Source organism: Micromonospora sp. NPDC005806, assembly GCF_042871425.1.
Lineage (GTDB): Bacteria > Actinomycetota > Actinomycetes > Mycobacteriales > Micromonosporaceae > Micromonospora.
The window spans coordinates 1-13,159 of record NZ_JBIAIL010000048.1; the positions used below are offsets into that span (position 1 = coordinate 1).

The 13,159-nt window shown below is 69.8% G+C and carries 8 protein-coding genes; 6 read left to right on the forward strand and 2 right to left on the reverse strand.

Features of this window, described 5'->3' with window-relative positions:
- Positions 1 to 175 precede the first annotated feature (175 nt).
- Positions 176 to 901: a hypothetical protein gene (locus ACFYOS_RS31665; protein WP_387149474.1), complete on the forward strand. Its 726-nt coding sequence runs from the start codon at positions 176 to 178 to the stop codon at positions 899 to 901.
- 218 nt (positions 902 to 1,119) lie between these two features.
- Here ACFYOS_RS31665 and ACFYOS_RS31670 read toward each other — a convergent pair whose 3' ends face one another.
- Positions 1,120 to 1,599: a hypothetical protein gene (locus ACFYOS_RS31670; protein WP_387149477.1), complete on the reverse strand. Its 480-nt coding sequence runs from the start codon at positions 1,597 to 1,599 to the stop codon at positions 1,120 to 1,122.
- A 334-nt stretch (positions 1,600 to 1,933) separates the two neighbouring features.
- On the opposite strand from ACFYOS_RS31670, the gene ACFYOS_RS31675 reads away from it, so the two are divergent.
- Both ACFYOS_RS31675 and ACFYOS_RS31680 read left to right on the forward strand, forming a co-directional pair.
- Complete coding sequence (locus tag ACFYOS_RS31675; protein WP_387149480.1) at positions 1,934 to 5,641, forward strand: S8 family serine peptidase; 3,708 nt, start codon at positions 1,934 to 1,936, stop codon at positions 5,639 to 5,641.
- 137 nt (positions 5,642 to 5,778) lie between these two features.
- A complete protein-coding gene (locus ACFYOS_RS31680; protein ID WP_387149483.1) occupies positions 5,779 to 6,765 on the forward strand; it encodes a winged helix-turn-helix transcriptional regulator in 987 nt (328 codons plus the stop codon).
- A 557-nt stretch (positions 6,766 to 7,322) separates the two neighbouring features.
- Here the strand turns inward: ACFYOS_RS31680 and ACFYOS_RS31685 are convergent.
- Positions 7,323 to 9,740, reverse strand: a complete 2,418-nt coding sequence (locus ACFYOS_RS31685; RefSeq protein ID WP_387149486.1) for a beta-galactosidase — start codon at positions 9,738 to 9,740, stop codon at positions 7,323 to 7,325.
- Positions 9,741 to 9,855: 115 nt separating this feature from the next.
- Between ACFYOS_RS31685 and ACFYOS_RS31690 the strand changes: the two genes are divergently transcribed.
- The 3 genes from ACFYOS_RS31690 to ACFYOS_RS31700 all read left to right on the forward strand — a co-directional run bounded on the left by ACFYOS_RS31690 (position 9,856) and on the right by ACFYOS_RS31700 (position 13,157).
- On the forward strand, positions 9,856 to 10,887 hold the full coding sequence (locus ACFYOS_RS31690; RefSeq protein ID WP_091345658.1) for a LacI family DNA-binding transcriptional regulator: 1,032 nt from the start codon (positions 9,856 to 9,858) through the stop codon (positions 10,885 to 10,887).
- Positions 10,888 to 11,074: 187 nt separating this feature from the next.
- The gene (locus ACFYOS_RS31695) at positions 11,075 to 12,193 is read left to right on the forward strand and encodes a sugar ABC transporter substrate-binding protein (RefSeq protein WP_387149489.1); all 1,119 of its coding nucleotides are present in this window, start codon (positions 11,075 to 11,077) and stop codon (positions 12,191 to 12,193) included.
- Position 12,194: 1 nt separating this feature from the next.
- The gene (locus ACFYOS_RS31700; RefSeq protein ID WP_387149493.1) at positions 12,195 to 13,157 is read left to right on the forward strand and encodes a carbohydrate ABC transporter permease; all 963 of its coding nucleotides are present in this window, start codon (positions 12,195 to 12,197) and stop codon (positions 13,155 to 13,157) included.
- The last annotated feature ends 2 nt before the right edge of the window (positions 13,158 to 13,159 follow it).

The following is a 13,159-nucleotide window of genomic DNA, read 5'->3' on the forward strand; positions in this document are numbered from 1 at the left end:
CGGCGCCACCAAGCCCGAGCTCGACGAGCCCACTACACCCGACGGCTCAACCTCGAACTTCAACCATGATCCCGAACGGCGGCTGCCGTACTAGCCCGATTTTCACCCGCTCAGGGTCGCGCCACCAGGCGCACGAACTACTAACCCCGCCCACTTCGGCATTGCGATGGAACGGGTGCTCGCGCTCGACCTGTGCGAGAGGTCGCCGTACCTTCAACTGATCGCCAGCCTGCCCGAGGGTGGGCAACGGCGGCTGCTCGCCACCGCCGGAGACGCGCCCTCCACCGATGCCCAAGGCGGGCCGTGGCGCAAGACTGCAGATCAAATCCCCGGGGCTCGACTGTTCACGGTGGGCAGTTTGCTCACCGTGCTCGACGCCGCACTGCATGCGCTTCGTCCCGCGTCGCCCGAGGCCGCCCGAGCAGCGATCCTGGCCGCACTGCGCCACCAGGAGACCTTCGCCGCGGTCGCGACCTGGGTACGCGCTGCTCGCCCTGCCTTCGCCGCCTTCTGGGCCAGCTACACCAGCGGCTTCCAGGACGCGCTGCGCAGCTACGGACCCGTCACCGCTTCTCTGGAACTGCTCGGCGGACTGCGTGTCGCTGACTTCCTAGCCGGCACCACCATCATCGAACTCAAGACGGGCCACCTCGACGACACCAACCACCTCCACGCCCTCATCGACCAGACGCTGACCTACGCACTGCTCGCACCGGTATCCGGCCACCCGATCGCCGCGGTCGTCATGTACCTCGCCCGTCACCACGCGATGGCCCGCTATCCCCTCGACCTGTTTCTCACCGGCCTCGCCGGAAAACCCATCGACATCGCCGAAGCCAGCGGCCACCTGGACGCTCTCATTCGAGCAGAAGAACCAGCACGGCGACCACATGTCCACTGAGTCGGTACGGGATCGATGTCGTGGTCGTCCGCTATACCGAGTAGCGGAAGCACAAGAAGTGCTCCCGCTACTCGGTAGGCGACGAAACGGCAGTGAGTTGGCTCAGCGTCAGCAGCGGCGCCAGTTGCCCAGGAGTCCCGTATGCAGCCGCCGACCGAACTGAGGCCGCAGGTCATGCCGCATGGCACAGAGGGCCGTATTCGTCGGGATGTCGTCGGCTAAGGTGTTAGCGCCAGCTCATGCCGAATGACGACCATGGATGTCCGGTCGACGTCGCCCCTCGGACACGACTCATTTCCCAATGAAAGTCCGCGACAGGCTGTGCCTGGACGCGGACTTTCTGTTGTTGCGGGGTGGTAGGTCAGCCGTAGTCCGGGTTGCCGGTAGACCTCAGCGCGGTCGGCGGGGTTGGCCTCCCCTAAGGCGACGGCGATGTCGCCGAGTTGCTGGCCGAGTTGGGTGATCTGTTCATGGCTCATCCTGGTGACGGACCTTGGCTTGGGCTCGTTCAACAATGCGAGGGCGCGGCGGCGTTCGGCCTCGACCTCGGCGATCCATCCAGTGACGATCTTGGGGTCGGCGCCGGCTTCGAGCGCCGCCCGGTGACGGCCGAGCTTGGTATCGCAGTCGGCGAGTTGCGCCCGGGCCAGCACGCTGGCTCTGTCTTCTGGCTGGGACTCGTCTTGGCTGTCTGCCATCGCGGCAATGGTGTCGCGGATTCGGTGCGGGGCGAAGCCGGAGGCGAGAACCGCGTCCAGCGGTGGCACGAGATCGCGTACGTAGATGTTGCGTGGGTGGTCGATCTTGTTGGCTAGGGGACGTCTCGTGACCCCGCCGTCTGTCCGTTGAGGACGATCACCGACGATGGGTGGGTGCGGGTGATCTCCGCAGCCCGGGCCGAGTAGATCTTCCCGTTCACCGGGGTCGGCTGATCGCGGCGCGGTATCTCCTGGTGGCGGAGTTCCGCCCTTGCGCGACTCCGCCAGCGCCAGCTATTCACCCGGCGGTAACGGCGGCGATAGAACGTTTCGCATGTCATTACCCTTGCAGCCCTCTGCGCCTGGCCGGGCGCGGCGCCGGTTGATCGCCGCAGCGACAGCGGCGGGACTGGTCGCTGGCGGACTCGCCGCGATCCAGCCGCCCGCGATCGCGGCGAGCCCCGGTACGGCCCCCACGGCCGCGACCAGGTCCACGCACACCATCACCCTGATCACCGGCGACGTCGTCACGGTGACCATCGCCGCCGACGGCGCGGAAACGGTCGATGTCGACCGGCCCGACAACGCCACCGGCGGCGTCCACTTGCAGGAGAGCGGCGATGACCTGTTCGTCCTGCCCGACGAGGCATTGCCCCTGCTGAGCAGCAACAAGCTGGACCGGCGGCTGTTCAACGTCACCGACCTCATCGAGATGGGGTACGACGACGCGAAGACCGCGAGCGTGCCGGTGATCAGCAGCTACGCGCCGGCGCAGACCCGCGGGGTGAAGGCGGTCGCGCCGCGGGGCGCGAAGCTGGTTCGCGACCTGCGGCGGGTCGGCGCCGCGGCGCTGGCGGTGGACAAGAAGCAGAGCCGCTCCTTCTGGACCTCTGTCGCGCCGGTCGCCGCCGGGTCCGCCCCGGCACTCGGCGATGGGATCGCGAAGCTCTGGCTGGACGGCCGGGCCACCGCCAGCCTGAAGGAGAGCGTGCCGCAGATCGGCGCTCCCGAGGCGTGGGCCGCGGGGTACGACGGCCACGGGGTGAAGGTCGCGGTGCTGGACACCGGCGTCGACGCCACCCACCCCGACCTCGTCAACCAGATCGACAACAAGGTCAGCTTCGTACCGGGCGAGGACACCGCCGACGTCAACGGGCACGGCACCCACGTCGCCTCGACGATCGTGGGCACCGGCGCGGCCTCCGGCGGCGCGTACAAGGGTGTCGCGCCCGGCGCGGATCTCATCGTCGGCAAGGTGCTCAACAACGGCGGTTCTGGCCTGGACTCCTGGGTGCTCGCCGGCATGCAGTGGGCGGCCGAGTCCGGGGCGGATGTCGTCAGCATGAGCCTGAGCGACCCGACGCTCTCCGACGGGACCGACCCGATGGCGGTCGCGGTCGACACGCTGTCCGCGCAGTACGGCACGCTGTTCGTCATCGCTTCCGGCAACGCCGGGCCGCAGAGCATCGGCACGCCCAGCGCCGCCGCCAGCGCCCTGACGGTCGGAGCGGTTGACAAGCAGGACCGCTTGGCGTCCTTCTCCAGCACCGGTCCGCTGGTGCGCAGCGGCGCGCTCAAGCCGGACATCACCGCCCCCGGGGTCAACATCACCGCCGCCCGCTCGCAGCACATGACCACCGGTACCGGCCTGTACCGGACCATCAGCGGCACCTCGATGGCCACTCCGCACGTGTCGGGCGCCGCGGCGATCCTGGCCCAGCGCCACCCGGACTGGTCCGGCGCGCAGCTCAAGGAAGCGCTGATGAGCAGCGCGAAGGGCCTGGCCGCGGGGTATTCGGCGTACCAGGTCGGCACCGGCCGGGTCGATGTCGCCGCCGCGGTACGCGCGAGCGTCCGGGCGACCGGCTCGGTCTACTTCGGCAACTTCGACTGGCCGCACGAGCCGACCGACGCTCCGGTGACCAAGCAGGTGACGTTCACCAACTCGGGCAGCACCGGCGTGACACTGAACCTCGCCATCGCCGGTTCGGGCCCGTTCTCGCTGGGCGCCTCCTCGGTGACGGTGCCGGCCGGCGGCAGCGTGGCCGTCCCGGTCACCGGCGACCCGACCAAGCCCGGCACCGGCCAGTTCACCGGCTACCTCGTCGGCACCGACGCCGCCACGGGCACCGCGGTCACGCGTACCTCGCTCGGTCTGCTCAAGGAGGACGAGCGCTACAACCTGAAGATCAAGCTCGTCGGCCGGGACGGCAAGCCCGCCACCTCGACCGTGGTGATCAAGAAGGCCGGCGACTTTGGCGACCCGTGGTTCTTCACCGTCACCGGTGAGGAGACGCTGCGGATGCCGCCGGGCACCTACACGGTGGAGTCGTCGCTGCCCGTTCCGGGGGAGCGGGCCGACTCGCTCGGTCTCGCCCTGTTGGCGGACCCGGAGACCGTGCTCAACGGGTCCGGAGCCGAGGTGGTGCTGGACGCTAGCAAGGCGCGCCTGCTGGACACCGTCACGCCGCTGCGGAGCCAGGACCGGCAGCGCAAGCTCGACTACACCGTCAAGTACGCCAACGGCGACAGATTCCGCGACGGGTTCCTGGTGCCGATCAAGTACGACGACCTCTACGTCACGCCGACCGACCAGCTCACCCAGGGGTCGTTCACGATGGTCACCCGGTGGCGCAAGGGCGAGCCGCTGTTGAGCGTGGACGTCCCTGGCCTGCCGCCGGTGGACGTCACGGTCCAGCCGGGCAGCACGCTCACCGCCGGCCGAGAGACCCTGCCCGCGGTCTACGCGGGCAACGGTGCGGCCGCCGACTACGCCACGCTCGACGTGAAGGGCAAGGCCGTGGTGGTGACCCGCAGCGCCGCGGTCAGCGCCCCGGATCGTACGGCCGCCGCGGTGGCCGCCGGAGCGAAGCTGCTGCTGGTCGTCAACGACGGCGTCGGTGTGCTCAACGAGTCGGTCGGCCGGTCGCCGATCCCGGTCGCCACCGTGCACCGCGACGCCGGAGCGCGACTGATCGGTCTGGCCAAGCGCGGCACACTGCAGCTGATCACCAAGCAGGTGCCGTACGCGAGCTACGTCTACGACCTGACTCGCACCTACTCGGGACAGGTGCCGGACAAGGCGCTCACCTACCACCCGACCGAGGAGGACCTGGCCCGGATCGACGCGCGCTACTACAACATCACGGACGCGAGGGAGGGCTCCGGCTTCCGGTACGACCTGACCTTCACCCCGTCGCTCGGCTTCCCGGAGCGGGAGTGGCACCCCGGCACCCGTACCGAGTGGGTCACCCCGGACCAGGTCTGGGCCGAGTCGCACGGGCAGGGCACCTGGACGGACGTGGCCAACCGCCATGCGTACGCCAAGGGCAGCACCACCCGGCTGGACTGGTTCGCCCCGGCGATCCGTCCGGCGTTCAACCGGGCGTTCGCGGTGCAGAACAGCCGCTGGCGTGACTTCATGACCATCAACGTCCAGACCTGGAGCCCATCGGCCGACGTGCTGGAGCACGGCGGCTACCTGGACTGGGGTTCGGTGCCGGTCAACATGAAGCTCTACCAGGGCGACCGGCTGCTGTACGAGAACAAGCGCTCGTCCGACCTGCAGTGGAAGTCGGTGCCGGCCGGGACGCTGCCCTACCACCTGGTGCTGGACGCGTCACGCCCGGCCGACCAGTGGCGGCTGTCGACCCGCACGCACACCGAGTGGGACTTTGTCTCCAGCTCCAACGATGCGGTCTTCCTCGAGCCGTTCGCGCTGCTGCAGATGGAGTACCGCCTCGACACCGACCTGCACGGCGACGTGAAGGCCGGCACCACCGAGCAGATCCGCCTCAAGCCGATTCCCCAGGCGGGCGGCGGCCCCAGCACGGGCAACGTCACCTCCGTGACCCTGGAGGTGTCGTACGACGACGGCGCCACCTGGCAGCCGGTGACCCTGAGCGAGGACGCCGACTGGTGGAACGGTGAGCTCAAGCTGGCGAAGCAGCCGGGCGGGTTCGTGTCGCTGCGGGCCACCGGCACGACCGACGCCGGCTTCAGCATCAAGCAGGAGATCATCCGGGCGTACGGCCTTCGGTGAGACCGTTCGAAGGGCCCTGGGACGGCGACGTCCCGGGGCCCGTCCCGTCTTGTCTCCCGCCAGCTGGGGCTGGGCCAGATCCATCACCGTGGCGCATACTCTCCCCGCGTCAACGGGTGGAGGGGAGGCGGCCGCCGATGCTGGGCGCGTTGGGCTTGGGCCCCGAGCACGAAGCGGTCTACACCGTGCTCGCGGGACGCGTCCAAGCCGACTCGGCCGAGCTGGTCGACGCCCTGCACCTCTCCGCGCCCGCGGTTGAGGCGGCACTGTCGTACCTGATGGCATCCGGTCTGGTGAAGTCCACTCCCGACGGCGGATTCGCCGCAGCGCCGCCCGCGGTCGCGCTCGGGGCGCTGATCAGCGAACAGCGGGCTGCTCTGCGCAGCGCCGAACTGGCGCTCGTCACACTCGCCGAGGAGCATCGCAAGGTGATGGCCGGCCGCAGCATCAGCGAGCTGATCGAGGTGGTCACGGGCGTCGAGGCGGTCCGGCACCGGTTCGCGCAGGTGCAGCACGCCGCCCGCACCGAGGTCCGTGGCTTCGTCACCACACCTGCCGTCGCCGTACCGATCGGTGCCAATTCGGCAGAGCCGCAGGTGGTGGCCCAGGGCGTGCGCTACCGGGTCGTGGTTGACCGGGCGGTGCTCGCCGAACCTGGCGCGGTCGCCGCGACCATCGAGTCGCTGCGGACGGGCGTCGAGGTGCGGGTGGTCGAGTCGCTACCGATCAAGCTCGTGCTGGCGGACAACGAGCTCGGCCTCGTGCCGTTGACCGTTGAGCCCGATGGCGAGCCCGGCGTTGTGCTGCTGCACCGCACCGGGCTGCTGGCCGCCATGGATGCGATGTTCGAACTCGTGTGGCGTTACGCCCACCCGATTGGAGTCTCGGCACTGGGCGGGCTGACCGATGATGCCGCCACCGGAGCGGACGAGGATGCCCCGACGACGCTGGACCGGAAGATCCTGGCGTTGCTGCTCGCCGGGCTCACCGATCAGGTCGTCGCCAACCAGCTCGGCATCTCATTGCGGACCGTTCAGCGTCGGTTACGCCACCTGATGGACCTGGCCGGTGTCAAGACCCGGATGGAGCTGGGCTGGTACGCCGCACGCCACAACTGGGCGTGACGGCTGACGGCACGCCCGGCGTCGACCAGGTTCGCGGGCATGCCCGACCGGCCCTCCTGTTCACTGCGCACTCCAGGTCGGCGGGCCGGGCCAGAGCCGCATGTCCGGCGACGGCGTCGCGAGTCAAGAGGCCTTGCTGCATCGACGCATGACTCTGGGTGCCGCCATGCTGGCACCCGGGTGGATCCCGAGAATTGAGGCCCGAATCCCACGGGCAAACCTGTGACCAGAGCTTCCTGCTTGGTGACCTCTTCGGCGCATCCAATGTGGTCACATCAATGCAGTTGTTTGACGGGCGTGCTGCCCAGGTCCCGTTTCGCCGGTGCGAGGACAGCTTTGACGTGCCGATAGCCCTCACCACGGCGGTATTTCCCAGTTCGTCTGGGAGGGTGCGTGTTGATGTTCAGCGGTCAACATCGCGGGGCGATCTGGGGGACCGTTGGGCGAAGCGGAGTCCATCCAACTGGTCTTCGGAATCCCGGGCGTCGCCTTCCGCGCGCACCTCGGTGCGCCGGTCGCCTCCTGGTCTGTGATTGGGTGGTCATCCGGCGCGGCGGTCAGCCGACGCTGACCCGGACGGGTTCGCCATCTGGGGCCTGGACGGTCAGAGTGGTCCGACCGTCGGCCACGGTCACCTCACCCCGGTCGGCGCGTACCGGTCGGTCGGTGGTGAAGACCGCGACATCCTCGGTCTGGGTCGGCCGGAGCAGCACGTCCGAGCCGTTCCGGGCCACCAGTTCGCAACTGCTCTCCACCAGTGTGGCCGGCCCGACGCGGATTCCGGCGGGCAGCATCAGTCCGGTGCGGGCGCCGATGCGCAGCCGTCGGCCGGACAATACCGGCTTGTCCCGGTGCCACAGGCCGAACTCGATCGCCGACGGCGCGACGTTGACCAGGTGAAGCAGCCGTTGGCCGGACCGGTCCACGGTCGAGGTGAGCAGCAGCCCGGGGTCGCCTGCATCGTGCCGGAGCCGGGGCCGCACCCCGAGCCGGTCCAGCACCGCTCGCCAAAAGTCCAGGTGGCACGGGTAGTCGGTGGCGATCACCACGGCCTGGCCGGCGCCCACGGTCACCTCGGTGCCGCACGGACGGCCGGAGCCGACCTCGGTGAGCAGCCGTTCACCGGGCCCGGCGAGCAGTTGGGCGTAGCCGACCCGGACCTCGGCGGGGCCGGCCGCCCAGTCGTGGCCCACCACCGACGGAAAGTAGTGTGGCCCGCCCTCCAGCCAGCCGTCCGGCCGCAGCCCGAGCGCGTCGGCCAGCAGGGTGCACGGCGTGCCGTCGTGGTCCTGGGTGGGCAGCGGTCCGTGCAGCAGCAGCCGGCCGCCGGCCCGCAGATGGTCGATCAGCCGCTGCTGGACGCCCGAACCGAGGGTGGGGGCGGTGGCCAGCACCAGCACCGGCGGTGTACCGCCCGGCAGGTGTGCCGCGCCGCCCGGGGCCTGCAGGTCCGCTGCGGGGAACGAGTAGCCGGCGAGCAGCAGTGCCCGCGCCAGCACGTCCCGCGCGCCCATGCCGCGGAACCGTTCCAGTTCGGCGACCTGCGCCGCCCGCTTGGTGGACGCCGGGTGGTGGTACTCGGTCAGGTAATGGTCGCGGATGAATCCGAGGGCGAACCCGTCGTGTTCCTCGTCGCCGTCGGCGAGCAGGTCGCCTACCCCACGTACGGCGTGCAGTGTCCGCCTTGCCGCGGCGTACGTCGCGTTGAGCCGCCCTTCGGGGCCGACCGGGGCGGCGAAGCCGTGCCGCTCGCCGGTGAACGCGATCCGGTTGTTGCCGTCGCCGACCGGCTCGGCCATCGGCGGGTTGTGGCCGCCGGCGAACAGGTAGAGGTTGAGCAGCCGGTTGCCCTGCGCCACGCAGAGCCGGGTCTTCAGGTCGATCGCCTCTGGTGGGTAGAGCGTGGACAGATCCTCGCCGTAGTCGCCGCTGCCGGCCTCGAACTCCAGGCAGGTCAGCGGCTGGGCGCGGTCGTGCGTGGCGGCCAGGAAGGCGTTGGACACGTACAGGTCGGCGACGTTGCCGACGGTCAGGTCGCCGAGGTAGTAGTCCGAGCCGGAGGTGAGCTGCGGCTGCCCCCGGTACGCCTCGACCAGCTGGCTGATTCCGATCGGGAAGGTGCGGCCCCGCCGGTCGGCGGTGCCGTGGACGTTGACCAGGAACGGCACCCCGGTCACCCCGTGCCGCTCGGCGCTTTGCCGCAGCGCCGCCACGTACCGGCGGTAGCGGTCCCGCATGTAGCGGCCCAGGTCGTCGTGCAGCGCCAGCGACCGCTCCTCGGCCGGGGTACGCAGGGCGGTGGACCACGCCGCCGGATCGGCCGGATCGGCGCCGATCCGTGCCGCGGCGGTGTCCTTGCCGTACCGCTCGACCGCCCAGCGGGCCAGGTCGGCGCAGAGGCCGTCGGTGAGGTCGGGGGAGTTGGTGACCCAGGACAGCATCCCGATCTCGTTGTCGAGTTGGACCGCCACCACCGGTCCGCCGCGCGGCGCGAGCCGCTCCGCGATCAGTGGCATCACCTGGGCGTACCAGCCGTCGGCCGCGGCGAGGAACTCGGGCGCAAGGTAGTCGATGGTGCGGGTGCCGATCGGCGCGCCGTCCCAGGTGGTGGGCAGCAGGTGCGGGTGCTCGTCGTACACCCGGTAGGGGATGCCCTCGTTCTTCAGCTCGGCCATGACGAACGGGCCGGGGCGGACCACGGCCCGCAGCCCGCGCTGGTGCGCGAGGTCGAGGAAGCCGGCCAGGTCGCGCTGCTCGTGGGTACGCCCGGTCAGGTCGACCGAGCCGTCCGGCAGTTCGTGCCACAACCACGGCACGTAGGTGGCGACAGTGTCGCCGCCGCAGTCGCGGAGCCGGTCGAGCCGGTCCGCCCAGTCGGCTCGGGTGAGCCGGAAGTAGTGCACCTCACCAGCGAGTAGCAGCTCGGCCCGCCCGTCGACGAGGATCCGGCGATCCCGGAGTAGTACTTCTGTCATATAGGGCAGAGCTCCTCACACCGGAGAATGTGGACCCGAGGGTTGTGAACTTCCTCTCGGCTGCCTATGGTCGCCTGAAACCGGTTACTGCCGCACGTTACGGATCGAGGGAGCGATGGGCAACAGCCGCATGACGGTTCGCGAGATCGCCAAGCTCGCCGGCGTCTCCGTGGCCACCGTCTCCCGGGTCTCCAACGGCACCGGCCAGGTCTCCGAGGAGATGCGCCGCCGGGTGCTGGAGGCGATCGAGAAGCACGGATACCGCCCCGACCACCTCGGCCGTGCCCTGGCCGCCGGCCGGCACGGCGCCCTCGGCCTGGTCTTCCCCGGCCTGTCCGGCCCCTACTTCACCGAGCTGATCCAGGGCTTCGAGTCCGAGGCGGTGCCGTCCCGGGCCAGCGTGCACATCCTCTGCACGCACCTGCGATCCGACGCCGACGACCAGGTGTTGGAGATGGGCCGCCGGGTGGACGGCGTCGCCGTCATCGGCGGCACCGTCTCCGACGAGGCGCTGCTGCGGCTCGCCACGATGGTCCCCGTGGTGGTGATCGCCGGCGAGGGACCCGGCGACATCCCGTCGGTACGCGCCGACAACGCCGGCAGCATGCTGGCACTCACCCGACACCTGCTCGTCGACCATGACCTGCGCGATCTGGTCTTCGTCGGCAACCCGGCGGGCTCGCCCGACGTCAGCGAACGCTGGGCCGCCTTCCGGGGGGCGCACCACGACCTCGGCATCGATCCGCCGGCCGAGCCGGTCGCGGTCAGCATGCAGCAGGCCGACGGGGTGCTCGCCGCCGACCAGTTGCTGTGCGGCGACACCCCCAGGCCCGCCGGGGTGGTCTGCGCCAACGACGAGATCGCCCTCGGCGTGCTGGTCGGCGCGCTCGGCCGGGGCCTGCGCGTGCCGCAGGACCTGGTCATCACCGGCTTCGACGACATGCCGGCCGCCGCCCTCGTCACTCCCGCCCTGACCACCGTCCGGCAACCCGTACGCGAACTCACCGCCGAGGCGGCCCGGCTGATCCTGCGTGCCGCCGACCAGCCCGGCAACACTGCCGCGGGCAGTCTCGTGCTGCCCACCGAACTCGTCCTGCGCCGCAGCTGCGGCTGCCCGGCGCCCCCGACCGGAGGGACCGGCCGGTGACTAACTCACACCCATGGAAACCACCAACCCCCGGAGGTACGACATGAGAAGTAGGCGGTTAGCCGTCGCGGTCGTCTTGGCCGCGTCGGTCGCGCTGACCGGTTGTGGCCGTGACTCGGGCGGCGGCCAGGACGAGGCGAAGTCCGTCGGCGCAGGCAAAGCGAGCGGGGACATCACCGTCTGGGCGATGGGCACCGAAGGCGAGAAGCTCGCCGAGTTCGCGAAGGAGTTCTCCACCGAGAACCCCGACGCCAAGGTCTCCGTGACGGCGGTCCCCTGGGACGCGGCGCACCAGAAGATCGCGAGCGCCATCGCCGCGAAGCAGACGCCGGACGTGTCGATGATCGGTACCACCTGGCAGGGCGAGTTCGCCAAGTCCGGCGCGTTCGACCCGACCCCGCCGGACCTGATCAAGAAAGACGACTTCTTCCCCGGCGCCTGGGACACCACGATCGTCGACAACACCTCGTACGGCGTTCCGTGGTACGTCGAGACCCGGCTGATCTACTACCGCAAGGACATGGCCGTCAAGGCCGGGTTCCCGGACGGCCCGAAGACGTGGGACGACCTCAAGGCCATGGCCAAGGGCATGAAGGAAAAGGCGGGCGCCAAGTGGGGCCTCAACCTCCAGCCCGGCAAGACCGGCAGCTGGCAGTCGGTTCTGCCGTTCGCCTGGTCCAACGGCGCCGACGTGGCCAGCGCAACCAAGTTGAGCTTCGACACTCCGGAGATGACCGAGGCGCTCGGCTACTACCAGTCCTTCTTCAAGGAGGGCCTGTCCCCGACCGCGCTGCCGGATGGCTCGCTCGAGCCCGGCTTCGTCAAGGGTGAGATCGGCGCGTTCATCTCCGGCCCCTGGCACATGGGCATCGTCGAGGAGCAGGGCGGCGCCGGCTTCAAGGACAAGTACGCGGTCGCGCAGATGCCGATGAAGAAGTCGTCGACCTCGTTCATCGGCGGCAGCAATCTCGCGGTCTTCAAGGACGCCAAGAACCGTGACGGCGCCTGGAAGTTCGTGCAGTGGCTGAGCAAGCCCGAGGTGCAGGTCAAGTGGTACCAGGCGGTCAAGGACCTGCCCGCTGTCCAGTCGGCCTGGAACGACTCGACGCTCTCCGGCGACACATTCCTTGCCGCGTTCGGCCAGCAGCTCAAGAGCGCCAAGGCACCGCCGGCGATCACGACCTGGGAGCAGATCGCGGCCGCGTTCGACCTCGAGGTCGAGAAGCTGTGCAAGCAGAACGCGGCACCGGCCGCGACGGCGAAGGCGATCCAGGAGAAGGTGAGCGCCATCGGGACCGGGAGCTGACATGGCCGACGCCTCCGCGGCGACGGCACCGGCGCGACCGGCCGGGGCGACCAGCCCCGACCGGCCCGCCGGGTCGGTCCGGCGGCGTCAACGCCTGCGGCGGGCGCTGACCGGCTGGGCCTTCTCCGCGCCGTTCACCGTGTTGTTCCTCGTGTTCATGGCGCTGCCGGTGGTGGTCTCGCTGGTCATGAGCTTCACCGACCTGCGCTCCACCGACCTGCGCAACCCGCTGGCCGTCAACGTCGTCGGTATCGACAACTACACCCGCCTGTTCTCCGATCAGCTGTTTCTGCGGTCGTCGGTCAACACGCTCGTGTTCGTCGTCATCGGGGTGCCGCTGACGATGGTGCTGGCCCTGGCCGCCGCGACGGCGCTCAACTCCGGTCTCGTGCGCTTCCGCGCGCTGTTCCGGGTCGGTTTCTATCTGCCGGTCGTGACCAGCATCGTGGCGATCGCGGTGGTCTGGCGCTTCCTGCTCGACCCCGAGATCGGGCTGGTCAACAACCTGCTGCGACTGGTCGGGATCGACGGGCCGAACTGGCTGTTCGACACCAGTCTCGCGCTGCCGTCGCTGATCGTCATGGCGGCGTGGCGCAACTTCGGGTTCCTGATGGTGATTTTCCTGGCCGGACTCCAGGCGGTGCCGGCCGACCTCTACGAGGCGGCGACGCTCGACGGCGCGACGCGGTGGCAGCAGTTCCGTAACGTCACCCTGCCGATGCTCCGGCCGACGCTGCTCTTCGGCGGGGTGGTCACCGGCATCGGCTATCTCCAGTTCTTCGAGGAGCCGTTCGTCATGACCCAGGGTGGCCCGCTCTCCTCGACGCTGTCGGTGTCGTTCCACATCTACAACCAGTTCGGCTTCGGTAACTACGGCTACGCGGCCGCCGGCAGCTATGTGCTCTTCCTGGCCATCGTGGCGCTGTCGGTCGTGCAGTTCCGCCTGCTGGGGGAGAGGAACTGACG

Bases quoted from the DNA above. Each gene is read 5' to 3' on its own strand.
- ACFYOS_RS31695 (WP_387149489.1), top strand. From the start codon at position 11,075: ATGGGCACCGAAGGCGAGAAGCTCGCCGAGTTCGCGAAGGAGTTCTCC.
- ACFYOS_RS31700 (WP_387149493.1), top strand. From the start codon at position 12,195: ATGGCCGACGCCTCCGCGGCGACGGCACCGGCGCGACCGGCCGGGGCG.
- ACFYOS_RS31690 (WP_091345658.1), top strand. From the start codon at position 9,856: ATGGGCAACAGCCGCATGACGGTTCGCGAGATCGCCAAGCTCGCCGGC.
- ACFYOS_RS31670 (WP_387149477.1), bottom strand. From the start codon at position 1,599: ATGGCAGACAGCCAAGACGAGTCCCAGCCAGAAGACAGAGCCAGCGTG.
- ACFYOS_RS31680 (WP_387149483.1), top strand. From the start codon at position 5,779: ATGCTGGGCGCGTTGGGCTTGGGCCCCGAGCACGAAGCGGTCTACACC.
- ACFYOS_RS31685 (WP_387149486.1), bottom strand. From the start codon at position 9,740: ATGACAGAAGTACTACTCCGGGATCGCCGGATCCTCGTCGACGGGCGG.
- ACFYOS_RS31675 (WP_387149480.1), top strand. From the start codon at position 1,934: ATGTCATTACCCTTGCAGCCCTCTGCGCCTGGCCGGGCGCGGCGCCGG.